The sequence below is a fragment of the Streptomyces sp. NPDC001970 genome, assembly GCF_053594115.1.
The window spans coordinates 60,396-83,186 of the sequence record NZ_JBSFDW010000033.1; the positions used below are offsets into that span (position 1 = coordinate 60,396).

The 22,791-nt window shown below is 70.4% G+C and carries 16 protein-coding genes and 1 pseudogene; 11 read left to right on the top strand and 6 right to left on the bottom strand.

Translation table 11 applies throughout. The annotated features are described in order from the left end of the window. The first annotated feature begins 145 nt into the window (after positions 1 to 145). From ACWCP0_RS31650 to ACWCP0_RS31670, 5 genes are all read left to right on the top strand, one after another. Positions 146 to 1,525: an ABC transporter substrate-binding protein gene (locus ACWCP0_RS31650; RefSeq protein ID WP_451082187.1), complete on the top strand. Its 1,380-nt coding sequence runs from the start codon at positions 146 to 148 to the stop codon at positions 1,523 to 1,525. Between the two features lie 7 nt (positions 1,526 to 1,532). Next, positions 1,533 to 2,921, top strand: coding sequence for a carbohydrate ABC transporter permease (locus ACWCP0_RS31655; protein WP_451082188.1), 1,389 nt, complete (start codon positions 1,533 to 1,535; stop codon positions 2,919 to 2,921). Beyond that, positions 2,918 to 3,802: a carbohydrate ABC transporter permease gene (locus tag ACWCP0_RS31660; protein ID WP_451082189.1), complete on the top strand. Its 885-nt coding sequence runs from the start codon at positions 2,918 to 2,920 to the stop codon at positions 3,800 to 3,802. Before ACWCP0_RS31655 ends, ACWCP0_RS31660 begins: the two co-directional genes overlap by 4 nt. Before the next feature lie 141 nt (positions 3,803 to 3,943). Beyond that, complete coding sequence (locus ACWCP0_RS31665; RefSeq protein ID WP_451082190.1) at positions 3,944 to 4,087, top strand: hypothetical protein; 144 nt, start codon at positions 3,944 to 3,946, stop codon at positions 4,085 to 4,087. Between the two features lie 140 nt (positions 4,088 to 4,227). Continuing rightward, positions 4,228 to 5,163: a class I SAM-dependent methyltransferase gene (locus ACWCP0_RS31670; RefSeq protein ID WP_451082191.1), complete on the top strand. Its 936-nt coding sequence runs from the start codon at positions 4,228 to 4,230 to the stop codon at positions 5,161 to 5,163. Here the strand turns inward: ACWCP0_RS31670 and ACWCP0_RS31675 are convergent. Continuing rightward, positions 5,135 to 6,625: a glycosyltransferase gene (locus tag ACWCP0_RS31675; protein ID WP_451082192.1), complete on the bottom strand. Its 1,491-nt coding sequence runs from the start codon at positions 6,623 to 6,625 to the stop codon at positions 5,135 to 5,137. The genes ACWCP0_RS31670 and ACWCP0_RS31675 overlap by 29 nt on opposite strands. Before the next feature lie 211 nt (positions 6,626 to 6,836). Then, positions 6,837 to 7,445: a TetR/AcrR family transcriptional regulator gene (locus tag ACWCP0_RS31680; protein WP_451082193.1), complete on the bottom strand. Its 609-nt coding sequence runs from the start codon at positions 7,443 to 7,445 to the stop codon at positions 6,837 to 6,839. Positions 7,446 to 7,608: 163 nt separating this feature from the next. On the opposite strand from ACWCP0_RS31680, the gene ACWCP0_RS31685 reads away from it, so the two are divergent. The 3 genes and pseudogenes from ACWCP0_RS31685 to ACWCP0_RS31695 all read left to right on the top strand — a co-directional run bounded on the left by ACWCP0_RS31685 (position 7,609) and on the right by ACWCP0_RS31695 (position 10,560). Continuing rightward, positions 7,609 to 8,508 (top strand): ABC transporter permease, encoded by a 900-nt coding sequence (locus ACWCP0_RS31685; protein WP_451082219.1) that lies wholly within the window; start codon positions 7,609 to 7,611, stop codon positions 8,506 to 8,508. Beyond that, on the top strand, positions 8,501 to 9,301 hold the full coding sequence (locus tag ACWCP0_RS31690) for an ABC transporter ATP-binding protein (RefSeq protein ID WP_451082194.1): 801 nt from the start codon (positions 8,501 to 8,503) through the stop codon (positions 9,299 to 9,301). The genes ACWCP0_RS31685 and ACWCP0_RS31690 overlap by 8 nt, the downstream gene beginning before the upstream one ends. Before the next feature lie 37 nt (positions 9,302 to 9,338). Next, positions 9,339 to 10,560 (top strand): annotated as a pseudogene (locus ACWCP0_RS31695) (glycosyltransferase 87 family protein). Between the two features lie 121 nt (positions 10,561 to 10,681). Here ACWCP0_RS31695 and ACWCP0_RS31700 read toward each other — a convergent pair. Beyond that, a complete protein-coding gene (locus ACWCP0_RS31700; RefSeq protein WP_451082195.1) occupies positions 10,682 to 15,622 on the bottom strand; it encodes an NAD-glutamate dehydrogenase in 4,941 nt (1,646 codons plus the stop codon). A 467-nt stretch (positions 15,623 to 16,089) separates the two neighbouring features. Between ACWCP0_RS31700 and ACWCP0_RS31705 the strand changes: the two genes are divergently transcribed. Then, positions 16,090 to 16,656, top strand: a complete 567-nt coding sequence (locus ACWCP0_RS31705; RefSeq protein WP_451082196.1) for a DJ-1/PfpI family protein — start codon at positions 16,090 to 16,092, stop codon at positions 16,654 to 16,656. A gap of 164 nt (positions 16,657 to 16,820) precedes the next feature. Here the strand turns inward: ACWCP0_RS31705 and ACWCP0_RS31710 are convergent, their stop codons facing one another. Both ACWCP0_RS31710 and ACWCP0_RS31715 read right to left on the bottom strand, forming a co-directional pair. Next, positions 16,821 to 17,483 carry an HAD family hydrolase gene (locus ACWCP0_RS31710; RefSeq protein ID WP_451082197.1) on the bottom strand — a complete coding sequence of 221 codons (663 nt, stop codon included), beginning with the start codon at positions 17,481 to 17,483 and terminating at the stop codon, positions 16,821 to 16,823. Positions 17,484 to 17,561: 78 nt separating this feature from the next. Further along, the gene (locus ACWCP0_RS31715; RefSeq protein ID WP_451082198.1) at positions 17,562 to 18,068 is read right to left on the bottom strand and encodes a DUF6912 family protein; all 507 of its coding nucleotides are present in this window, start codon (positions 18,066 to 18,068) and stop codon (positions 17,562 to 17,564) included. Between the two features lie 287 nt (positions 18,069 to 18,355). On the opposite strand from ACWCP0_RS31715, the gene ACWCP0_RS31720 reads away from it, so the two are divergent. Continuing rightward, complete coding sequence (locus ACWCP0_RS31720) at positions 18,356 to 18,796, top strand: Rv3235 family protein (protein ID WP_451082199.1); 441 nt, start codon at positions 18,356 to 18,358, stop codon at positions 18,794 to 18,796. A 233-nt stretch (positions 18,797 to 19,029) separates the two neighbouring features. Here ACWCP0_RS31720 and secA read toward each other — a convergent pair whose 3' ends face one another. Further along, entirely contained in the window at positions 19,030 to 21,852 is a 2,823-nt protein-coding gene (gene secA, locus ACWCP0_RS31725) for a preprotein translocase subunit SecA (RefSeq protein WP_451082200.1), read from the bottom strand. Positions 21,853 to 22,118: 266 nt separating this feature from the next. Here secA and ACWCP0_RS31730 point away from each other — a divergent pair, with 266 nt between their 5' ends. After that, the gene (locus ACWCP0_RS31730; protein ID WP_451082201.1) at positions 22,119 to 22,694 is read left to right on the top strand and encodes a GNAT family N-acetyltransferase; all 576 of its coding nucleotides are present in this window, start codon (positions 22,119 to 22,121) and stop codon (positions 22,692 to 22,694) included. The last annotated feature ends 97 nt before the right edge of the window (positions 22,695 to 22,791 follow it).

Sequence of the window (22,791 nt, forward strand, 5' to 3'; positions counted from 1 at the left end):
GCCATCATGATCACCCAGTTGACAGCAGAGGCGGTATTGCCTCGCCTCCGCCCCAGGCGTAGACCTGACCCCACGGGACGGGAGCGGTGCTGCCTGCGTCACGGCCGGCTGCGCCCTCCGAAGGTGCACGAGAGACGGGGCAGTGATGCGGACAGCGCGTACGACTCGTACCACTCGCACGAGGGCCATCGCGGGGCTCGTCGCCATAGGCGCCCTCGTCGCACTCACCGGCTGCAGCGGCGACAAGGACGGCGGCGGCGGAAGCACGCCGGACAGCACCGACGGCAGCGACTCGGCCCCCACCGTCCAGCTGCCCAAGCTGAACGGCGAGAAGATCGAGGTCGCCGCGGTCTGGACGGGCCCCGAGCAGGAGAACTTCACCAAGGTCCTCGACGAGTTCGAGAAGCGCACCGGCGCCACCGTCACGTTCGTCCCCGCGCAGGACCCGATCGTCAACTTCCTCGGTACGAAGATCGCCGGCGGCAGCCCGCCCGATGTGGCGATGCTGCCGCAGGTCGGCGCGATCCAGCAGGCCGTCGCACAGAAGTGGGCCAAGCCCCTCGGCCCGGAGGCCAAGGCCGAGCTCGCGAAGAACTACGCCAAGGGCTGGCAGGACCTCGGCTCCGTCGACGGCACGCCGTACGGCGTCTACTTCAAGGCCGCCAACAAGTCCCTCATCTGGTACAACAACGCGGTCTTCGAGAACGCCGGCGCCACCGAGCCCAAGACCTGGAAGGACTTCCTGACGACGGCCGAGACGATCTCCGCGTCCGGCGTCACCCCGGTCTCGGTCGGCGGCGCGGACGGCTGGACGCTCACCGACTGGTTCGAGAACGTCTATCTCTCCCAGGCGGGTCCGGAGAAGTACGACCAGCTGGCCAAGCACGAGATCAAGTGGACCGATCCCTCGGTCAAGCAGGCGCTGACGACCCTCGCCGAACTGTTCGGCAAGCCCGCCCTGATCGCGGGCGGTGCGGACGGCGCCCTGCAGACCGAGTTCCCCAAGTCCGTCACCCAGACCTTCACCGGCGGCGACCAGCCCAAGGGCGCGATGGTCTTCGAGGGCGACTTCGTCACCGTCAACATCGCCCAGACCGAGGCCAAGATCGGTACGGACGCGAAGGTGTTCCCCTTCCCGGCGGTCGGCGCCGAGCCCCCGGTGGTCACCGGCGGCGACGCGGCCGTCGCGCTGAAGGACTCCAAGGGCGCGCAGGCGCTGCTGACGTTCCTGGCGTCGCCCGACGCGGCGAAGATCTGGGCCGGGTCCGGCGGTTTCATCTCCCCCAACAAGTCCCTGGACGTGGCCGCGTATCCGAACGACGTCCAGCGCGACATCGCGAAGGCGCTGATCGCCGCGGGCGACGACTTCCGCTTCGACATGTCGGACCAGATGCCGCAGTCGTTCGGCGGCACGCCCGGCAAGGGCGAGTGGAAGGCGCTCCAGGACTTCCTCAAGAACCCGAAGGACATCGCGGGCACACAGGCGCGGCTGGAGGCCGACGCGGCCAAGGCGTACAAGAGCTGACGCGGCGATGACGGCCCCCGGAGCGTCCGACCGAGCCTCCAACGGCACGTCCTCCGAAGCGGCGGAGGACCCCGTGCCCTCCGCCACCGGCGGCGTACGCAGGCGCAAGAGCGTGACCGGCACCCGCAGGCTCGTCGCCGCCGGCTTTCTGCTGCCCGCGCTGGTGCTGCTCGGCGCCCTCGTGGTCTACCCGATCGGGTACTCGCTCTACCGGTCCTTCTTCGACAAGTCCGGCAACGCCTTCGCCGGGCTCGACAACTACGTCGAGATCTTCACCGACGACACCATCCTCACGGCCGTCAAGAACAACGCGATCTGGGTGGTCGTCGCCCCGGCCGTCGCCACCGCCCTCGGTCTGATCTTCGCCGTGCTCACCGAGCGGGTCCGCTGGGGCACGGCGTTCAAACTCATCGTCTTCATGCCCATGGCGATCTCGATGCTGGCCGCGGGCATCATCTTCCGGCTGGTGTACGAGCAGGACCCGGAGCGCGGTGTCGCCAACGCGATCTGGGTCGGCGTGCACGACACCTTCGCCGAATCGGCCGGCTTCCCGAAGGCGCATCCGCTGCCCGTCCATCCGCTCGAGGCGGCGGGCGGCGGGGCCTTCATCACCAAGGAGCCGGTCACGGCGGGCACGGCCGTCCAGCTGCCCCTCGTCGGGGTGGCTCCCGGGAAGATGCCGGACGATGCGAAGCCCGCGAAGGCGCCCGCGACCGAGCCCGGCAGGATCACCGGCACGGCCTGGCTGGACTTCACCCGGGGCGGCGGCGGAAAGCCCAACACCATCGACGCCGAGGAGCTGGGCCTCAAGGGCATCAAGGTCGAGGCGGTCAAAGACGGCAAGGTCGTCGCCACCGCCACGGCGGCCGCCGACGGTACGTTCTCGCTCCCCGCGGAGGCGGAAGGAGCGCAACTCCGGCTCCCGGAGAGCAACTTCCGGGAGCCGTACAACGGAGTGAACTGGCTCGGCCCGTCGCTCGTGACCCCGGCGATCATCGGCTCGTACATCTGGATGTGGGCGGGCTTCGCGATGGTGCTGATCGCCGCTGGGCTGGCGGCCGTGCCGCGCGAGCTGCTGGAGGCGGCCCGGGTGGACGGGGCCAACGAGTGGCAGGTCTTCCGCAAGGTGACCGTCCCGCTGCTCGCGCCGGTCCTCGCGGTCGTCCTGGTCACGCTGATGATCAACGTCCTGAAGATCTTCGACCTGGTCTTCATCATCGCGCCCGGCTCGGCCCAGGACGACGCGAACGTGCTGGCACTGCAGCTCTACCGCTCGTCGTTCGGCACCGACGCCCATCTCGGCGTGGGCAGCGCGATCGCGGTGCTGCTCCTGCTGCTGGTGATCCCGGTGATGCTCTTCAACATCCGGCGGATGCGAAGGGAGACGCGCCGATGAGCACCGACTCCGCCGCAAGGGCGAAGGCGAAGCCGACGCTCGCCACCCGTGTCGCCGCCCGTACCGGCGGCGGGGCCATGCGGGTCCTCCTCGTCCTGGTCGGGCTGTTCTGGCTGATGCCGACCGTGGGGCTGCTGCTGTCCTCGCTCCGCTCGCCCGCCGACATCAACGCGAGCGGCTGGTGGGAGGTCTTCACCGAGCCCGCCCGGATCACGACCGAGAACTACTCCAGGCTGCTGGAGAACGACACCATCACCGACTCGCTGCTCTCCACGGTCCTGATCACCGTTCCGGCCACGGTCCTGGTCGTCGTGATCGGCTCGCTCGCGGGATACGCCTTCGCGTGGATGGAGTTCCCGGGCCGTGACTGGTGGTTCCTGGTCGTCGTCGGACTGCTCGTCGTCCCGGTCCAGGTCGCTCTCGTCCCCGTGTCGAAGCTCTTCGGCGACATCGGGATCTTCGAGACGACGGCCGGAGTCGTGATCTTCCACGTCGCTTTCGGCCTTCCCTTTGCGATCTTCCTCCTCCGGAACTTCTTCGCGGAGATTCCGCGGGAGCTGCTGGAGGCGGCCCGGCTGGACGGGGCGGGCGAAATCAGGCTGTTCACGCGGGTCGTGCTGCCGCTCGGCGGGCCGGCGATCGCCTCGCTCGGGATCTTCCAGTTCCTCTGGGTCTGGAACGACATGCTCGTCGCGCTGATCTTCGCGGACTCCGAGTCACCGCCGATCACCGTGGCGCTGCAGCAGCAGGTACGGCAGTTCGGCAACAACATCGACGTACTGGCGCCCGGCGCGTTCGTGTCGATGGTGATTCCGCTCGCCGTCTTCTTCGCGTTCCAGCGGCAGTTCGTGTCCGGCGTGATGGCGGGCGCGGTCAAGTAGCGCTCGCCGGCCGTCGCGGGGATCGCACGCTCGGTCGAGCCCTCGACCGAGCGTGCGTACACACGGGAGCACCCCACGAGAATCATCGGCACCTCACCCGCCCGCAAACCCTTCGACACCTTCGGGGAGTAGGACCGGGGCATGACTTTCGTCGACTCCCGCGACTCCCTCCAGGCGCCGGAGAAGTGGCGTACGCCGGCCTTCAGACGGATACCCGGCCACGCGTCGAGCGTCTGCGAGGCGGCCGCGCCGCGCACGTCCGACGCGCCCGCGACACGTGCCTGACATACGCCGCGCTGCGCGCCCGGCCCACCGCATCCCGCTCACGAACGCGAGTACCAGCCCTCAGCCGAAGCCCCATCCTCACCCTCAGCCTCAGCCTCAGCGTTCCCGCTCATCGCCGAGTCCCGAGAGAGAAGACATCCATGGCACAGACGAGTGCACCGGCGCAGTCCCCCGCCGAGTCCCGCGTCGAACTCCCCCAGCCCACCCGACTCGATGACGTCAAGGGCTGGTTCCGGCCGGTCGACCAGCTGCTCTTCGACTGGTTCCTGACCCGCCAACGTGACCAGGGCGAGGCGGGTGACCTGCTCGAACTCGGCGCGTACATGGGCAAGAGCGCGATCTTCCTGGGCATGTACCTGCGGGACGGCGAGGAGTTCACGGTCTGCGACCTCTGGGACTCGCCCGCCCCCGACGCCTCCAACAGCGCCGAGATGAACCGGTCGTACGCGACGCTCACCCGTCGCGCCTTCGAGGCCAACTACCTGTCCTTCCACGACGAGCTGCCGACTCTCGTCCAGGCGCCCACCTCCGTGATCTCCTCCCGGGTCCGCGCGGCAAGCTGCCGCTTCGTCCACATCGACGCCTCGCATCTGTACGAGCACGTCAAGAACGACATCGAGGCCGCCCGGGAGCTCCTCACCACGGACGGACTCGTGGTCCTCGACGACTTCCGGGCCGAGCACTGCCCGGGTGTCGCGGCCGCCGCCTGGGGAGCCGTCGCCACCTCGGGGCTGCGGCCGGTCTGCATCACCGCCACCAAGATGTACGGGACCTGGGGCGACCCGGAGAAGATGGGCGACGCGCTGCTCGCCTGGCTGAGGACGCGGACGGACCTCGTGCATGTGGTGGAGGAGGTGGCCGGGGCGCCGCTGATCCGTATCGACGGCAAGAAGTCGGCCAGTCCGGCGCAGCCGGAGTCCCGTCACCGGCCCGGGCCGGCGACCGGGGCCACGGCCGTGCCGGCGACCGGCGCGGCTCAGCGGCGGCGGGCCCCGCTCGCCCGCCGTGTCGCACGGGACCTGCTGCCGCCGATCCTGACCCGCGCCCTCAGGCGGGTCGTGCGCGGCCGCCGCTGAGCCGGCGCCCGGGCAGCCCGACGGGGGAGACGGCGACGACCAGCCCCCGGGTGCCGTCCGCGGCCACGTTCAGCCGGTACGGGCGCAGGCCGCGCAGACCGTGGGCGCGCCGGGGCGGGGCCCCGGCGGGCACGGCGGCCAGGTGCTCGGTACCGAGGAATGCCGTGCGCAGGCCGATCCGGGTGCGACCTGGCGGAAAAGCGTCGGCGGGGATGCGCACCTCGATCACCGTGCCGCCGCCGTCGGGGGCCGGGCGCAGCAGGATCCGGCCGGCCTGCGGGCCGGTGCCGGTGAGCCGGACCGGAGCCGGGTCGAGTGCGGCCAGGCGGGGCAGTGGGCTGCGGGCGGTGACGACGAGGGTGTGGCGGGCGGGGCCGGTGCGCCGCCAGTTCGCGGAGACGAGGTGGGTGCGCAGGGGCGGTACCCCGTGGCCGACCTCGTAGCGGATGACCGAGAGGAGTCCTGGCAGGTCGCCGGTGCGTACGTACGACAGGCGCAGGCGCAGTCCCGGCCGCAGCCGGGCGAGCACGGCGTCGCTGAGGTGGTCCGTGACGAGCCTGCGCAGCCCGGCGAAGACCCGCCGCCGCACCGGCTCGGCCGCCTCCAGGAGGCCGGGGCCGGTCAACCGGTCGGCCTCGTCGGCGAAGTGGCGGAGGTGGAAGCCGTCGCGGAGCGGGCCGGGCTCGGTGAACCGGGCCGTCACGGCCATCGCGGCGGCCGTCCCGCGCAGCAGGTCCTCGATCGCGGGCGCCTCGGGGCTCGGCTCGGCACCGAAGCAGTAGTCGTAGTCGGCCAGTACGGAGATGCCTCGTCCCCGGAAGAGGGCTTCGAGGGTGAACGCCTGCTCGGCGAGGGCGGCGGGGATGTCCTCGTGGAATCGCAGGCCGTGCGGCTCCACGGCCGCCTCCCGGCGGAACAGCTTGGTGCACGACAGCTCCCAGGGCAGCCCCGGGGCGTCGAACGGTACGCCGTGCTCGGTGCGGGCGAAGACGGCGCCCGACGCACCGCTCGCGCCCGCGGTCTTGGCGTACACGACGTCGGAGCCGTAGGCGTCCGCGGCGCCGACGAGACGGGCCAGCGCCTCCCGGCCGAGGAAGCCGTCGGCGCGGAGGAAGAACAGATGGCGGCCGCGCGCACGTGCGAGGGCCTGGTTGCGGGTGCCGGGGCGGGGGAGGACGGTGCACAGACCGGGATGGTCGGCGAAGAACCGTTCCAGCTCGGCCGGGCTGCCGTCGGCGATTCCGTCGTCCACGACGAACACCTCGATGCGGTCCTCGCCGATGGTCTGGCCGGTGAGTGACTCCAGGCACCGGTGGAGGTGCGGCTCCGCGTCACGGACCGCCTCGTGGAGCGTGACGATGACCGTGACGTCGGGGACGTCGGGGGCGTCGGGGACGTCGGGGACGTCGGCGACGGGGACGTCGGGGACATCGGGGGTGCCTGCCGTGCCCGGTGCGCTCATGGGGTGACCTCCACACGCCTCGGGCGTGCCGTCCGCCCGCTCGACACAGCAACGACGCTCCGCCCATTCGGGCTACGCACCCGCGGCGGCGGTTCGCCCACTCGGCCGAGCGCACACAGCGACCGTGCGCCGTGCCACATGCCGCCCGCATGCCGCCCGTACGCGGCACGCAGGCGGCCCGTAGGCGCGACCTCATCCGCGTCTCGGCAGGTCAGCGCGTCAGTGCCGCCACCGCGGAGGCCGCGAGGTCGTCGAGGTATCCCTTGGGCAGATCGCTGCGCACCACGACCAGTCGCCAGTACAGCGGTCCGATGATCACGTCCAGCGCGCGGTCCGGATCCGTCGACGCCGGAAGCTCGCCGCGCGCGACCGCGTCGCGCACCACCAGCGCGGCGACACCCTGCTGGCTGTCGAACAGGGCGGCTTTGATCGCGTCGGAGATCTCGGGATGGCGGGCGGCCTCGACCAGCAGATCGGGGATGACCTGGGACGCGACCGGGTGGCGCAGGGCGTGCGAGGCGACTTCGAGGAGCGCGCGGACGTCCCCGTACAGCGAGCCGGTCGCCGGCGCCGGCAGCCCCCGCGCGGCGAAGGCCGAGACCAGGTCGAGGACGAGGGACAGCTTGGACTTCCAGCGCCGGTAGACCGCGGTCTTGCCGACGCCCGCCCGGCGCGCGATGCCCTCGATCGACATCCGGGCGAAGCCGACCGCGGCCAGTTCCTCGAAGACGGCGGCGCGAATCGCTTCGGTCACGTCCTCCCGGAGCACAGCGGCTCCCGCGGGGGCGCGTCGTGGGGTTCCCGGGTCCGTGGCGGTCATGTCCAGAGCATACCCGTGACGACGAGACGGTTGCGTTGCGACGCCATTCCGTCCTACCCTCCCCGTAGCGACGATACGGGTCCGTTCCGTCGTGAACGATCCACTCCTCCCCTCCCTCCCCCTGTCTCCGGCGAAAGCGACCAGCGTGAGCAGCAGCCAGACGATGATCACGACCCGGCCACCCGCACCACCCACGGAGAGCCTCGGCGAGCTTGCCGCCCGGCACGGACTGACGGTCAGCGGGGCCCGGCCCTCGCTCGGCGCGTACATCGGACAGCTCTGGTCGCGCAGACACTTCGTCACCGCGTTCGCGACCGCCCGGCTCACCGCGCAGTACAGCCAGGCGAAGCTCGGCCAGGTCTGGCAGCTGATGACCCCACTGCTCAACGCCGCGGTCTACTACTTCATCTTCGGGATCCTGCTCAAGACCAGCCACCACGTCCCCGACTTCGTGCCGTTCCTGGTCACCGGCGTCTTCATCTGGACCTTCACCTCCAACTCGGTGATGGCGGGGACCAGGGCCATCTCCGGCAACATCGGGCTCGTACGGGCCCTGCACTTCCCGCGCGCCGCGCTCCCCATCGCGCTCTCGCTCCAGCAGCTCCAGCAGCTGCTGTTCTCCATGGGCGCGCTGACCGTCATCCTGATCGGCTTCGGGCAGTTCCCGCAGGCGTCCTGGCTGCTGGCGGTTCCGGCGCTGCTGCTCCAGGCCGTCTTCAACACCGGCCTGTCGATGGCCATGGCCCGCATCGCCGCCCGCACCCCCGACATCGCCCAGCTGATGCCCTTCCTGCTGCGCACCTGGATGTACACGTCCGGGGTGATGTTCAGCCTCTCGACGGTCCTCAGGGGCCGGGACCTGCCGCACTGGTTCGCCGTGGCCCTTCAGTGCAACCCGGCCGCCGTCTACATCGACCTGATGCGCTTCGCGCTCATCGACAGCTTCACCTCGGCCCAGCTGCCGCCGCACGTCTGGGCGGTCGCCCTCGGTTGGGCCGTGCTCTTCGGGGCGGGCGGATTCCTGTACTTCTGGAAGGCGGAGGAGCAGTACGGCCGTGGCTGATCACGTCAACCGCATCGAAGCGAGCGAGAAGACCCCCACCGTCGTCGCCGACGGCGTCCACATCACGTACACGGTCAACGGCGCGAAGACCGGCCGCGGCGCCGCCACCGCCGCCCTGGGCCGGCTTCTGTCCCGCAGACAGGACAGGAGCGGCGGCGGCCGCGAGGTCCACGCCGTCAAGGGCGTCAGCTTCGCCGCGTACAAGGGCGAGGCGATCGGTCTGATCGGCTCGAACGGCTCGGGCAAGTCCACGCTGCTGAAGGCGATCGCCGGCCTGCTGCCGACCGCCAAAGGCAGCATCTACACCCAGGGCCAGCCGTCCCTGCTCGGCGTGAACGCCGCCCTCATGAGCGATCTGACCGGCGAGCGCAACGTCATCCTCGGCGGGCTCGCGATGGGCATGACGCGCGAGCAGATCCACGACCGCTACCAGCAGATCGTCGACTTCTCCGGCATCAACGAGAAGGACGACTTCATCTCCCTGCCGATGCGGACGTACTCCTCCGGTATGGGGGCGAGGCTGCGGTTCTCGATCGCCGCCGCCAAGAGCCACGACGTCCTGCTCATCGACGAGGCGCTGGCGACGGGCGACGCGAAGTTCCAGCGCCGCAGCCGGCAGCGGATCGAAGAGCTGCGCGAGGAGGCCGGCACGGTCTTCCTGGTCAGCCACAGCAATTCGGCGATCACGTCGACGTGCGACCGAGCGCTCTGGCTGGAGTCCGGCACGCTGCGGATGGACGGCCCGGCGGAGGAGGTCGTCGCGGCGTACGAGGCCTTCACCAAGAAGAAATAGCAGGAAATCAGCGCATTACGGTCCAGGGTGCGGGTCGATGACGACCCAGCAGGTCCCCCAACAGGTCCCCCAGCAGTCCCTCACCCGGGTCACCACACGGACCCGCCACCGCCTCGCCCTCGCCGCCGTCCGGGCGGCCACCCGGTTCGCGATGATCGTCCTCCTCGTACGCGACGATCTCGGCACGGGCGGTGTCGCCCGCGAGGTGTACGTCCGCTACGCGGGCTGGTACGAGGAGCTCGTCCGGGGTTCCTTCCCCCTGGACGAAGCGACCTGGCAATACCCGCCGGGCGCGGGGGTGGTGCTGCTCGCTCCCGCGCTTCCCTGGCTCGGCTGCTTCCAGGCGTTCGTCGCCCTGACCCTGCTCGCCGACGCGGCCGTCACCTCGCCCTCGCGCGGGCCGGCGGCACCGGGCCCCGCAGCGCCTGGGCCTGGCTCTGGACCGGCGGCCTGCCGCTCCTCCTCCACATCCCGCTCGCCCGCTACGACGTCCAGGTCACCGCCCTCGCCGTCCTCGCCCTCCTCGCGCTGCGGCGCCGCCGCCCTGGTCGCCGGGTCGCTCGCGGGGCTCGGCGCGCTGGTGAAGGTATGGCCGGCGCTGACCCTGCTGGGCACGCCACGGGGGCCGTACGACCCGGGCGGCCTGGACCGCGGCGGCGGCATCGGCCACCGCGCTGCTCACCGTTCCGGCCCTCGGCTTCTCCCACACCCTGGACTTTCTGCGACAACAGGGCGGCCGCGGCGTGCAGATCGAGTCCCTGGGCGGCACGGCACTGCACCTGGCCGGGCTGCTGGGCCACCCGCACCGGGTCGCCTACCGGTACGGCTCCTTCGAGTTCCTCGGCCCCTACGCGGTGGGCGGGCCCGCCTCTCCCTCCTGCTGACCGCCGCCGCGTTCTGCCGGCTGCTGCTGTGGCGGGTGCGGGGCGCGGCGCTGGACCGCGGGGACGCCGTTGGACGCCACGCTCTGCGCCGTGCTCCTCTTCTTCACCGTCACCAGCCGCGTCATCAGCCCGCAGTATCTGATCCGGCTGCTCGGCCTGGCGGCGGTCTGCCTCACCTCACGCCGCACCACCCAGCGCCCGGTCGCGCTTCTGCTCCTGCCGGCGACGGCGCTCGGCTCGCTCGCCTGTCCGCTGCTGTACGAGCACGTCGTGGCCACCACCCCGCTGGGCGCTCTGCTCATGGTCGTACGGAACGGCCTGCTGCTGGCCGCGGCGCTGATCTCGGCCCGCCGGCTGTGGGCGGCCACGACGTAGGGGGCACGGCACAGGAAGGGGCGCCCACCACGACGGCGGGCGCCCCTCCTCCAGAACTCACCTGCTCAACTGTTCCGTTGCTCCGTTGAACAGTTGCTCCGTTGCTCCGTTGCTCCGTTCCTCAGCTGTGGGTACGCAGCAGCTGGCGCATCGTCCGCATCGCCACCGACAGGTTCGCCAGGTCGAACGTGTCCGAACCCTGGATCTCCTCCAGCGTCGTCCGCGCCCGCCCCAGGATGGCGATGTTCTTCTGCTCCCACGCCGTGAAGCGCTCCTCGGGCGACGACGAGCCGTTGCCCACGGACAGCACGTCGGCCGTGAGCGCGGCATGCGCGGCGTACAGCTCCTCGCGGATCGCGGCGCGGGCCATCGACTGCCAGCGGTCGGCCCGCGGCAGCTCGATGATCCGGTCCATCAGCGCGGTGATCCGCAGCCGGTCCGCCAGGTCGTAGTAGACCTCGGCGACGGCCAGCGGGTCCTTGCCCGTGCGGTCCGCGATCGCGACGACGTCGAGCGTCGGGAAGGCTGACGAGAACCCGGCGACACGCATGGCCAGGCCCTCCGGGACGCCGGCGGCCGTGAACTCCTCGAGCAGCCCCTGGTACCAATCCAGGTCGATACCACGGAGCATCTTCGGCAGCTCGGCCCACACCTGCTCGACGCCCGCCGCGAAGAAGTCGATCGTCTCCGTGAGTTCCAGCGGCTGCGGCCGGTTGCCGAGCAGCCAGCGTGTGCCGCGCTCGACCAGTCGGCGCGAATGCAGCCGGATCCGGGTCTGGACGTCGGCGGCGACCTTGTTGTCGAGCGCCTCGACGGCGTCCCACACGGCGCCGAGACCGAAGATCGCGCGGGCGGCGGTCTGCGCCCTGACGATCTCCTCGGTCGAGGCGCCGGTCTCCTCGCGGAGCCGGTGCAGGAAGGTCGAACCACCCGCGTTGACGGTGTCGTTGACCAGGACGGTGGTGACGATCTCGCGGCGCAGCGGGTGGCTGTCGACCGCCTCGGTGAACCTCTCCCGCAGCGGCTTCGGGAAGTACGCGTACAGCAGCTTGCGCAGATACGGGTCGTCCGGCAGCGCCGTCCCGATCAGCTCCTCCGCCACCGTGATCTTGGTGTAGGCGAGCAGGACGGCGAGCTCGGGCTGGGAGAGGCCCTTGCCGCTGTTCAGCAGCTCGCGGATCTGGCGGTCGTTGGGCAGGAACTCCAGCGCCCGGTCCAGCGCGCCGTCCCGGCCGAGCCGGCGCATGAAGCGCTGGTGGGCGTGGAGCAGGCTCGGCGACTGGGCGACGGCATTGGCCAGGGCCACGTTCTGCGCGTAATTGTTGCGCAGCACGAGCCTGCCGACCTCGTCGGTCATCTCGGCGAGCAGCTTGTTGCGCTGCTTGACGGTCATGTCGCCTTCCGCGACGAGCCCGTTGAGCAGGATCTTGATGTTCACCTCGTGGTCGGAGGTGTCCACGCCCGCGCTGTTGTCGATGGCGTCGGTGTTGATCTTGCCGCCGTTGCGGGCGAACTCGATCCGGCCGAGCTGGGTCAGGCCCAGGTTGCCGCCCTCGCCGACGACCTTGACCCGCAGGTCCGCGCCGTCGACGCGGATCGCGTCGTTGGCCTTGTCGCCGACATCGGCGTGCGTCTCGGTCGACGCCTTGACGTACGTACCGATGCCGCCGTTCCACAGCAGGTCCACCGGGGCCTTGAGGATCGACTTCATCAGCTCGGCCGGAGTCAGCTTGGTGACGCCGGGCTCGATGCCGAGGACCTGGCGGACGTGCGCGTTGACCGGGATCGACTTGGCCGTACGGGGGTGGATGCCGCCGCCGGGCGACAGCAGCGCCGTGTTGTAGTCCGCCCAGGACGAGCGGGGCAGCTCGAAGAGGCGGCGCCGCTCGGCGTAGGAGACGGCGCTGTCCGGGTCGGGGTCGATGAAGATGTGGCGGTGGTCGAAGGCCGCGACCAGCCGGATGTGCTCGGAGAGCAGCATGCCGTTGCCGAACACGTCACCGGACATGTCGCCGACGCCGACGACCGTGAAGTCCTCGGTCTGGGTGTCGTGGCCGAGCTCGCGGAAGTGCCGCTTGACGGACTCCCAGGCGCCGCGGGCCGTGATGCCCATGCCCTTGTGGTCGTAACCGGCCGAGCCGCCGGAGGCGAAGGCGTCGCCGAGCCAGAAGTTGTACGAGACGGCGACCTCGTTGGCGATGTCGGAGAACGTCGCGGTGCCCTTGTCGGCGGCGACGACGAGGTACGTGTCGTCCTCGTCGTGGCGGACCACGTCCTGGGGCGGCACGACCTCGCCCGCCACCAGGTTGTCGGTGATGTCGAGCAGCGCCGAGATGAAGGTCTTGTAGCAGGCGATGCCCTCGGCGAGCCAGGCGTCACGGTCCACGGACGGGTCCGGGAGCTGCTTGGCGACGAAGCCACCCTTCGCGCCGACCGGCACGATCACGGTGTTCTTCACCATCTGCGCCTTGACCAGGCCGAGGATCTCCGTGCGGAAGTCCTCACGCCGGTCGGACCAGCGCAGGCCTCCTCGCGCGACCTTGCCGAAGCGCAGGTGCACGCCCTCGACCCGCGGCGAGTACACCCAGATCTCGTAGGCCGGGCGGGGCGCCGGCAGGTCCGGGATGGCCTGCGGGTCGAACTTCATCGACACGTAGCCGTGCCACTCGAAGGCCTGCGCCTCCTGGAAGAAGTTGGTGCGCAGGGTGGCCTTGATGAGGGTGAGGAAGGAGCGGAGGATCCGGTCCTCGTCGAGCGAGGCGACCTGCTCCAGTGCGGCGTCCAGCTCCTCCAGCAGGGCGTCGGTCAGCTCGGTGCCGGCACGCTGGCGGTCCGGCGCCATCCGGGCCTCGAAGAGGTTGATCAGCAGCCGGGTGGTGTGGACGTTGTTGAGGAGCGTGTCCTCCATGTAGTCCTGGCTGAAGGTCGAACCGGCCTGGCGCAGGTACTTGGCGTACGCGCGCAGCACCATGGCCTCGCGCCAGGTGAGACCGGCGCGCAGCACGAGCGAGTTGAACGTGTCGTTCTCCGCGGCACCCGTCCACACGGCGGAGAAGGCTTCCTGGAAGCGCTCGCGCGCATCGTCGGCGAGGTAGTCGCCGTTGCCGCTCGGGACGGGCATGCGCAGACCGAAGTCGTAGATCCACGCGTGCGTACGGTCCGCGCAGCGCAGCTCGTACGGCCGCTCGTCGATGACCTCGACGCCGAGGCGGTTGAGGACGGGGAGCACGGCGGAGAGGGAGACCTGCTCGCCCGACCGGTAGATCTTGAAGCGGCGCTCGCCGGGGGCGGCGCCGACCGGCTCGTAGAGGGAGAGCGAGAAGTCCTTGTCGGAGCGGGCCAGCTGCTCCAGGTGGACCAGGTCGGCGACGGCGGCGCGCGGCGAGTGGTCGGCCTTGTAGCCCTCGGGGACGGCGTTGGCGTACTTGTGCAGCACCTCGGCGGCGCGCTCCTCGCCGAGCTCGGCATTGAGCGCCTCGGCGAAGCCGTCGGCCCAGGAGCGGGCGGCCTCGGCGAGCCGGGCCTCGATGCGCTCCTTGTCGACGTCGGTGAGGTGGGCCAGCTCGGTGCCGGACGCGACGCGCACGACGAAGTGCAGCCGGGTGAGCACCGACTCGGTGCTCATGAGGGTGAAGTCGACGCCGCTGCCGTTGAGCTCTTCCTTGAGGATGCCGGTCAGGCGCTCGCGGACGGTGGTGTTGAAGCGGTCGCGCGGCAGGTAGACGAGGGCCGAGTAGTAGCGCCCGTACTCCTCCTGGCGCAGGTACAGCCGCAGCCGGCGGCGCTCCTGCAGGTACAGGACGCTCGTCACGATCGACTGGAGCTCGTCGGCGGGCGTCTGGAACAGCTCGTCGCGCGGGTACGTCTCCAGGATCTGCAGCAGGTCGCGGCCGTCGTGGCTGTGCGGCGAGAAGCCGGCGCTGTCGAGGACCTCGGTGACCTTGCGGCGGATGACCGGGACCCGGCGCACGGACTCGGTGTACGCGGCCGAGGAGAAGAGACCGAGGAAACGGCGCTCGCCGATGACGTTCCCGTCGGCGTCGAACTTCTTCACGCCGACGTAGTCGAGGTAGCTGGGCCGGTGGACGGTGGAGCGGCTGTTGGCCTTGGTCAGGATCAGCAGCTTGTGCTCGCGGGCCTTGGCGCGGGCGTCGGCGGGCAGCCGGTTGAAGGAGGGGCTCACCGGGTGGCCGTGTGCGTCGTCGCCGCTGTGGTGCGGGTCGGAGCGGAGGATGCCGAGGCCGGTGCCGGGAACGGCCGCGAGCGCGTCACCGTCGACGAGGTTGTACTCGCGGTAGCCGAGGAAGGTGAAGTGGTCGTCGGCGAGCCAGCGCAGCAGCTCGCGGGCCTCGGCGACCTCCTCCTCACGGAGGTCGTCGGCGATGGGCTCGCCCGGCAGCTCGTCGGCGATGCGCAGCGCGGCGTCGCGCATCTTCTCCCAGTCCTCGACGGCCTCGCGGACGTCGGACAGGACGCGGAGCAGGTCGGTGGTGATCTGCTTCAGATCGGCGCGGTCGGTCTCGCGGTCGATCTCGACATGGATCCAGGACTCGACGAGGGCGTCGTGGGGGCGCTTGCCGCCGTTGGGCTCGCCCGGCAGCACCTCGATGAGCCTGCCGGTGACATCGCGGCGGACGACGACCTGGGGGTGGATCACGACATGGATGCCGCGGCCCTGACGGGAGAGCTCATTGGTGACCGAGTCGACCAGGAACGGCATGTCGTCGGTGACGACCTCGACCACGGAGTGGCTGGACGTCCAGCCGTTCTCCTCGACGGTCGGGGTGTGCACCCGGACGTTGGCCGTGCCCTGCGGGCGGTTCTCCGCCAGGCGGTAGTGCGAGACAGCAGCGCCGAAGATGTCGACGGGGTCGCGATCGGTGAGGTCCTCGGGGGCGGTGTGCAGGTAGTAGCGCTGGAGGTACGCGAGGACGGTGTCCTTGTCCGGACGCTCCCCGCTGTCGGACCCAGTCGGAAGTTGCCCCCCGCTTGGGCTGTGCTCAGCTACCCGGGCAGCCCTCTCGAGCAGCTCGGCCTTGGCTTCGTCCAGCTTGGTCTGCATGTCCTCTGGCTCCTGTCGCGCGCCGTTGCGTGACGTCGGTGGAAAAAATGGCACAACGCCACGACGCGGGGTGTCCGGTCGGGATCGACGCTATGCCGTGGTGAGGGATGTCCGGGCCGTTCTCGGCCATTTCCGGCAGCGGGCCCGGGCGGCGACCGCGACTGCGGCCGCGGAGAGGATCAGCTCGCACCCGGTCGCTGTGGCGTACCGGGCGCGGGCCGGGGGCTTCGCTGCCCCCACGGCATATCGCGCTGATCACGGGTCAAGGCTATCGCTCCGCACCCCTGCCCCGTCATGAGCCGTATGTGTACAAAAGCGGGGCCGGAAGTTTGACACTCTGGACAGCGACACGCATGGACTCTTGGCAAATGCCCCCCGGCGAGGCAGGTTGGCACCGTGACCTGAAGCCCAACAAATCGAGAACAAGCGGCGACAAGACGACAAATTGATACCGGGGAGCAGTAGCCATGACCGTGCAGATTCTGATCGTCACCGGCGACGCGGCCGAGTCCCTCGAGGTCCTCTACCCGTACCAGCGGCTCCGCGAGGAGGGATACGAGGTCCACATCGCCGCCCCCGCGCGCAAGAAGCTCCAGTTCGTCGTCCATGACTTCGAGCCGGGCTTCGACACGTACACGGAGAAGCCGGGCTACACCTGGCCCGCCGACCTGGCGTTCTCCGAGGTCGACCCCGGCGAGTACGCCGCGATCGTCATCCCGGGCGGCCGGGCGCCGGAGTACCTCCGGAACGATCCCGAGCTCCGCAAGATCCTGAAATCCTTCTTCGACGCGGACAAGCCCGTGGCACAGATCTGCCACGGCCCCCTGCTGACGGCCGCCATCGGCAGCCTCACGGGCCGCAGGGTCACGGCCTACCCCGCCCTCGAACTCGACATGCAGGCCGCCGGCGCCTCCTTCCGCGACACCGAGGCCGTGGTCGACGGCACCCTGGTCTCCTCCCGCGCCTGGCCGGACCACCCGGCCTGGATGCGCGAATTCCTCACGGTCCTGCGGGCCAAGGCCCCTCTGAGCTGACGCGCCCGGGCCTGCGCCCCCCGGTGGCCCGTGCCGGGGGCGCGCCGGCGCCCGCACCGCCGCCCACGGGGACGCAGCGGCCGACGGCATCGGCCGCAGGCCGGGCGCATCGCCCCGCGCGCCGCGTCCCGCAAGCGCGTCGCCCGCCGCGCGGACAGCGCGTACTACGCCACCAGCTCCTCCGCGACCGTCACGGCCTCCTGGAGGCTGTCCACCACCGGAACGCCCGCGGCCGCCAGGCTGGTCCTGCTGTGCGACCCGCCGGTGTAGAGCACCGCCCTCGCCCCCACGTGCGCCGCCGCCACCGCGTCGTCCACCGCATCCCCGATCACGACGACCCGCTCCGCCTCGACGGCCTCCAGCGCGGACAGATGGCGCACCATGTGCTCGGTCTTGCCCGCGTGCGACCCTCCGATCCGCCCGTCCACCCGCATGAAGCGCGCCTCGATGCCGTGCCGCCGCACGATCGGGATCAACTGCTCGTGCGGGGCCAGCGACAGCAGCGACTGCGTGCGCCCCGAGGACTGCCGTTCCGCGAGAAGCTCCGCCGCCCCCATGGTGAGCCCGCACGCGTCGGCCCGTACCCAGTAGTGCTTGTGGAACACCGCGTCCATGACCGCCCACTCGTCGTCCGTGGGCAGCCGGCCCATGAGTCGCTCGTAGAAGCGCGGCACGGGCACGCAGTACAGATCCCGGTACCGCTCGAGCGTGATCGGCTCCAGCCCTATCTCCGCGAAGGACGCGTTCGTCGCGTCGATGACCGCGTGGATGTCGTCGAGCAGTGTGCCGTTCCAGTCCCAGACCAGATGCGCGCTGTGCTTCCCCATGCCAAGAAACGGTACCGCCCGGGTGTGACAGCGAGGGACCGGCCGGAAACGGACGGTCGGCGCGGGCCCGGCGGGAGGTCAGCCGATCAGCCCGGGGATCTCCTGCACCCCGTACCAAAGCAGTTCATGGTCCTCCGCGCCGTCCACGACGAACTGCGCGTCGTCGTCCCCGTGATCCGCCGCCCCCAGCGCAGCCGCCGCGGCGGACACGTCGGCCTCCGCCTCGTCGGAGTCCACGTGCACCGACGCCGCCTTGGCCAGCGGCACCGCCGAGGCGATCCGTACCTCGCCGAGCGACGCGGATCCGAGCGCCTGCCCCGGGTCCGCGACCGCGGCCCCGTCCGGTACGTCGACAGCGACCACGACCCGGCGCCGCGAGGCGCCCGAGTTCCCGGCGAGCAGCCGGAGCGACGCCGCCGCGGCCCTGCTCAGCGCGGCGTACTCGAGCTCCTCGATGTCGTCGGAGACGTACCACTCGCGCAGCGCGGGAGTCACGGCGTACGCGGTCAGCGGGCCGGGGCCCAGCTCACCCGCCTTGTACGCCTCTGCGAGACCGGGGAGGGTCAGGGGTACGTAGACGCGCATGGCAGGCCGCTTTCGTCGTCGGGTGAGCACTTAAGGATACGTGCGGAGTACCCCATCGGGCTGCTTCCGGCCGCCCTTTCAGGCGTCGCCCCGGCGCGCCTCCGACTCGCCTCCGGCCCTCCTCCGACCCGCTTCCCGCAGGGCCCCGGACACCCGCCGGTCACCCGGATAGGTGATCTTCGGCGCACGCTCCCGCACGGCCCGACGGCGCTTGCGACGGCACCCGTCGCGCCCGTACAAGATCCCCACCGAAAGTTACCTGTGGGTATCGAAGGGGGCGTCAAGCCATGGACCACACCTCGGCCAGGACACGTACGAGGCCCGCCGGCCGCCACGACAGCCGCGGCCCGGGGCGCGCACCACACCGCAGCGCGCCGCCCACAGGCGGCAGGTCCCGCCTCCCCCGCTACTGGTTCGCCGAACGGCTGCTCTCGGTCCTCAGCGGCACCCGTCCGGTCCACTGGATGCTCGGCCACACCATCGGGGACGCGTACGAGCACCTCATCCGCCTCGCCCCGGGCGCCCCACTGGCGACGAACGGCCTGCGGCCGGTCGTCCGCCACTGCGACGAGTACGTCCCCCGCCCCGGCGTGATCGAGGCCTTCGCCCGCATCGGCGCAGGCGACCGCATCCGCGCCATGGCCTTCCGCCTCGAACAGGGCCCCGACCTCCGCTGGCGCTGCGCCGCAGTGGAACTGGGCGGCGAACGCCTCACCGTCGGCTCGTGACCACCTTCAGCCGCCGGCTGCCCTCAGGTGCGGCGCCCCCGGCCCATGAGGAGCCCCTCGGCGCCCCGGACGCGGCCCCGCGACGAGACCGCGCCCCCGAGCACCCACCGAGCACCCACCGAGCCCCGCAGACGGCCGTACAAGCGCAAACGAAACGGCCGTGGGGCCGGGACACCGTTACCGGTGTCCGGCCCCACGGCCGTCTGCGCCGCTCGCCACGAGGCGAAGGCGGCTCACTTCTTGCGGCGTCGCCCGCCGCTGCTCTTCTGCGCCTTGCGGCGCTCCGCGCGCGTCATCCCGTCCGATTCGGACCGCGCCGGCCCGTCACCGTTCGTGAAGTCTCCTTCCACGACGCCGCCCTCACCGTCGACGGTCGGGGCCGAGAAGTGCAGCCGGTCCGGCCGCTGCGGCGCGTCGAGGCCCTTGGCGCGGATCTCCGGACGGCCCGCACCCGCAGGCACCGCGTCCTCCTTCGCCAGCGAGGTCTTCTCGGCCGCGTCCTGCACCGGGATCTCCTCGACCTGCTGCTCGACCTGGACCTCCAGGTTGAACAGGTAGCCGACGGACTCCTCCTTGATGCCCTCCATCATCGCGGTGAACATGTCGAAGCCCTCGCGCTGGTACTCGACCAGCGGGTCCTTCTGGGCCATCGCACGCAGGCCGATGCCCTCCTGGAGGTAGTCCATCTCGTAGAGGTGCTCGCGCCACTTGCGGTCCAGGACGGACAGCACCACGCGCCGCTCCAGCTCACGCATGATGTCCGAGCCGAGCTGCTTCTCGCGCTCGTCGTACTGCTCGTGGATGTCGTCCTTGACGGTCTCGGCGATGAACTCGGCGGTGATCCCGGCCCGGTCGCCCGCCGCCTCCTCCAGCTCGTCGACGGTCACCTTGATCGGGTAGAGCTGCTTGAAGGCGCCCCACAGCCGGTCCAGGTCCCACTCCTCGGCGAAGCCCTCGACGGTCTCCGCCTGGATGTACGCGTCGATCGTGTCGTCCATGAAGTGGCGGATCTGCTCATGGAGGTCCTCGCCCTCCAGCACGCGGCGGCGCTCGGCGTAGATGACCTTGCGCTGCCGGTTCAGCACGTCGTCGTACTTCAGGACGTTCTTGCGCGTCTCGAAGTTCTGCTGCTCGACCTGGGACTGCGCCGACGCGATCGCCCGCGTCACCATCTTGTTCTCGATCGGGACATCGTCCGGAACGTTGGCCATGGCCATGACGCGCTCGACCATCTGGGCCTTGAACAGGCGCATCAGGTCGTCGCCGAGCGAGAGGTAGAAGCGGGACTCGCCCGGGTCGCCCTGACGGCCGGAACGACCGCGCAGCTGGTTGTCGATACGGCGCGACTCGTGCCGCTCGGTGCCCAGGACGTAGAGCCCGCCGAGGTCCTTGACCTCCTCGAACTCCGTCTTCACGGCCGCCTCGGCGCGCTTCAGCGCGGCGGGGAGGGCCGCGGCCCACTCCTCGACGTGCTCGACGGGGTCCAGGCCGCGCTGGCGCAGCTCCGCCTCCGCCAGGTCGTCGGGGTTGCCGCCGAGCTTGATGTCCGTACCACGGCCGGCCATGTTCGTGGCGACCGTGACCGCGCCCTTGCGGCCGGCCTGGGCGACGATGATCGCCTCACGGTCGTGCTGCTTGGCGTTGAGCACCTCGTGCTGGATGCCCCGCTTGTTGAGCTGCTGCGAGAGGTACTCGGACTTCTCGACCGACGTCGTACCGACGAGGATCGGCTGGCCCTGCTCGTGCTTCTCCGCGATGTCGTCCACGACGGCCGCGAACTTGGCGACCTCGGTCCGGTAGATCAGGTCCGACTGGTCCTTGCGGACCATCGGCCGGTTCGTCGGGATCGGGACGACGCCCAGCTTGTAGATCTGGTGGAACTCGGCGGCCTCGGTCATCGCCGTACCGGTCATGCCGGACAGCTTGTTGTAGAGGAGGAAGAAGTTCTGCAGGGTGATCGTGGCAAGGGTCTGGTTCTCGTCCTTGATGTCCACCCCTTCCTTCGCCTCGATCGCCTGGTGCATGCCCTCGTTGTAGCGGCGGCCGGCGAGAATACGGCCGGTGTGCTCGTCGACGATCATGACTTCGCCGTCGATGACGACGTAGTCCTTGTCGTTCTTGAAGAGCTCCTTGGCCTTGATGGCGTTGTTCAGGTAACCCACGAGCGGCGTGTTCACCGACTCGTAGAGGTTGTCGATGCCCAGCCAGTCCTCGACCTTGGAAACGCCGGACTCGTGGATGGCGACGGTCCGCTTCTTCTCGTCGACCTCGTAGTCGCCGGTCTCCTCGATGCCCTTCAGCGGGTTGCCCGGCTCGCCCCTGGTGAGGCGCGTCACCAGCTTGGCGAAGTCGCCGTACCACTTGGTGGCCTGGTCGGCGGGGCCGGAGATGATCAGCGGCGTACGGGCCTCGTCGACCAGGATCGAGTCGACCTCGTCGACGATCGCGAAGTTGTGGCCGCGCTGGACGAGCTCCTCCTTGGACCACGCCATGTTGTCGCGCAGATAGTCGAAGCCGAACTCGTTGTTCGTGCCGTACGTGATGTCGCACGCGTACTGCTCACGGCGCTGCGCGGGCGTCATGTTGGCCAGAATGCAGCCGACACTCAGGCCGAGGAACTTGTGCACCCGGCCCATCATCTCGGAGTCGCGCTCGGCCAGGTAGTCGTTGACCGTGATCAGGTGGACACCCTTGTCCGAGAGCGCGTTGAGGTACGCCGGGAGCGTGCCGACGAGGGTCTTGCCCTCACCGGTCTTCATTTCGGCGACATAGCCGAGGTGCAGCGCGGCGCCACCCATGAGCTGGACGTCGTAGTGACGCTGGCCGAGAACGCGCTTGGCGGCCTCGCGGACGGTCGCGAAGGCCTCGGGCAGCAGGTCGTCGAGGCTCTCACCGTCGGCGTAGCGCTCCTTGTACTCATCGGTGAGCGCGCGCAACTCGGCGTCGGAGAGGGTGACGAAGTCCTCCTCGATGGAGTTGACCTGGTCCGCGATGCGGTGCAGTTTGCGCAGGATCTTGCCTTCGCCTGCACGCATGAGCTTGTTGAAGACGGACACTGAGGTTGGTCTCCTTGCCGGTCGGGCCTGGCACTGGGTCGTGTGATGGACACTGGCGCGGGCACGGCAGGTGGGCCCCACCGCAACGGCCATGGTAAGCGAGGACCCCGCCAAGCCGGGAGGTCCTCCCCCACGGGGCTTCGCCCATGTGCGCCCCGGGCAAAGACCGACTGCCGCGCATCAGGACAACGTACGGAAAGCGCGGAAGGTGCCGCCGACCCCGAAAAGTGTTCGCACGCCGGACGGAGAGTCACCAGAATCCCTTTATGGAGCCCATCACTCTCACCACCGGGCGGCTCGCGCTGCGCACCTTCACGCCGGACGACGCGGAAGAGGTCCGTGCGGCTTGTCAGGATCCCGACATCCAGCGCTGGATCCCGGCGATTCCCGTGCCGTACGAGCGTCAGCACGCGGAGGAGTTCGTCGGCCTGATCGTTCCGGACGGCTGGCGCAACGACTCGGCGTACACCTTCTGCGTACGTCCCCGGGGAGGCGGTCCGCTCCTCGCCTCGACCAGCCTGCACCACCCGCGCGCGGGTGCGTGGGAGATCGGCTTCTGGACGGCCAAGGAGCACCGGGGCCACGGCTACGCGACGGAGACGGCGCTGGCGCTGGCCCGCTGGGCCTTCACCGAGCTGGGGTGCATCCGCCTGGAATGGCGTGCCGAGGTCGGCAACGTGGGGTCGCGTGCCGTCGCCGAGAAGGCCGGCTTCACGGTCGAGGGCATCCAGCGCGCGGGCCTGCAGAACCGGGAGACGCTCCGGGACAGCTGGGTCGCGTCGCTGCTGCCCTCGGACCTGGGGCTGGTGTCGGCGGTCCCGTATCTGCCCGCGAAGTCGTGACACAGGCAGCGCGGCGGCGCGTCGGCGCGGCGGCGGGTCGGCAACGGCGCGGGATGCCGGGCACCTGGCCATCGGGCGGCGGGCACCGGGCGCCGAG

Bases quoted from the DNA above. Each gene is read 5' to 3' on its own strand.
- ACWCP0_RS31715 (WP_451082198.1), bottom strand. From the start codon at position 18,068: ATGCGCGTCTACGTACCCCTGACCCTCCCCGGTCTCGCAGAGGCGTAC.
- ACWCP0_RS31665 (WP_451082190.1), top strand. From the start codon at position 3,944: ATGACTTTCGTCGACTCCCGCGACTCCCTCCAGGCGCCGGAGAAGTGG.
- ACWCP0_RS31650 (WP_451082187.1), top strand. From the start codon at position 146: ATGCGGACAGCGCGTACGACTCGTACCACTCGCACGAGGGCCATCGCG.
- ACWCP0_RS31685 (WP_451082219.1), top strand. From the start codon at position 7,609: ATGATCACGACCCGGCCACCCGCACCACCCACGGAGAGCCTCGGCGAG.
- ACWCP0_RS31680 (WP_451082193.1), bottom strand. From the start codon at position 7,445: ATGACCGCCACGGACCCGGGAACCCCACGACGCGCCCCCGCGGGAGCC.
- ACWCP0_RS31655 (WP_451082188.1), top strand. From the start codon at position 1,533: ATGACGGCCCCCGGAGCGTCCGACCGAGCCTCCAACGGCACGTCCTCC.
- ACWCP0_RS31670 (WP_451082191.1), top strand. From the start codon at position 4,228: ATGGCACAGACGAGTGCACCGGCGCAGTCCCCCGCCGAGTCCCGCGTC.
- ACWCP0_RS31705 (WP_451082196.1), top strand. From the start codon at position 16,090: ATGACCGTGCAGATTCTGATCGTCACCGGCGACGCGGCCGAGTCCCTC.
- ACWCP0_RS31710 (WP_451082197.1), bottom strand. From the start codon at position 17,483: ATGGGGAAGCACAGCGCGCATCTGGTCTGGGACTGGAACGGCACACTG.
- ACWCP0_RS31730 (WP_451082201.1), top strand. From the start codon at position 22,119: ATGGAGCCCATCACTCTCACCACCGGGCGGCTCGCGCTGCGCACCTTC.
- ACWCP0_RS31660 (WP_451082189.1), top strand. From the start codon at position 2,918: ATGAGCACCGACTCCGCCGCAAGGGCGAAGGCGAAGCCGACGCTCGCC.
- ACWCP0_RS31700 (WP_451082195.1), bottom strand. From the start codon at position 15,622: ATGCAGACCAAGCTGGACGAAGCCAAGGCCGAGCTGCTCGAGAGGGCT.
- ACWCP0_RS31675 (WP_451082192.1), bottom strand. From the start codon at position 6,625: ATGAGCGCACCGGGCACGGCAGGCACCCCCGATGTCCCCGACGTCCCC.
- ACWCP0_RS31720 (WP_451082199.1), top strand. From the start codon at position 18,356: ATGGACCACACCTCGGCCAGGACACGTACGAGGCCCGCCGGCCGCCAC.